Annotated in this window: 2 tRNA genes and 2 rRNA genes; all 4 read left to right on the forward strand. The window is 51.0% G+C overall.

What is annotated here, in order from left to right:
• Positions 1-82: ribosomal RNA gene (locus HWX87_RS37650) — 16S ribosomal RNA — on the forward strand; the annotation flags it as partial.
• Between the two features lie 62 nt (positions 83-144).
• A tRNA-Ile gene (locus HWX87_RS37655) sits at positions 145-221 on the forward strand.
• Between the two features lie 41 nt (positions 222-262).
• A tRNA-Ala gene (locus HWX87_RS37660) sits at positions 263-338 on the forward strand.
• A 271-nt stretch (positions 339-609) separates the two neighbouring features.
• Positions 610-716, forward strand: a 23S ribosomal RNA gene (locus tag HWX87_RS37665); the annotation flags it as partial.

The raw sequence follows: 716 nt of genomic DNA on the forward strand, positions 1-716 counted from the left end.
GGTCACCACGGTAGGATTCATGACTGGGGTGAAGTCGTAACAAGGTAGCCGTATCGGAAGGTGCGGCTGGATCACCTCCTTTCCAGAGCTTCTCGCAAAGTTGAGCGCTCACGCTTATCGGCTGTAAATTAAAGACAGACTCAGGGGTCTGTAGCTCAGTCGGTTAGAGCACCGTCTTGATAAGGCGGGGGTCGTTGGTTCGAATCCAACCAGACCCACCACCGTCTTATCTGGCGGTACACACCTGAGGTCATCTGTACATGGGGGCATAGCTCAGCTGGGAGAGCACCTGCTTTGCAAGCAGGGGGTCGTCGGTTCGATCCCGTCTGCCTCCACCAATCTTCAATGACAAGTATTCGACTTGGGTCGAATCTTTGTCATTGGCGATTGAGCCAGTCAGAGGATATCAACAGATATCGGCTGTCGTTCTTTAACAATCTGGAAGAAGTAAGTAATTTGGATAGCGGAAGCGTCTTGAGATGGACGTGGAAACTATCCGGGTTGTGATTGTATCGATGTATCTCAAGATGATTCGAACTCTATGTTTGACTCAATTGGAATACGGCACAACGCGAGAACTCAACCTGTAACGAGACAGACTCGTTATAGGGTCAAGCGAACAAGTGCATGTGGTGGATGCCTTGGCGATCACAGGCGATGAAGGACGCGGTAGCCTGCGAAAAGCTACGGGGAGCTGGCAAACAAGCTTTGATCCG

Origin of the sequence: Burkholderia sp. BCC1644, assembly GCF_902833225.1 — a bacterium.
In the GTDB taxonomy this organism is placed as follows: domain Bacteria; phylum Pseudomonadota; class Gammaproteobacteria; order Burkholderiales; family Burkholderiaceae; genus Burkholderia.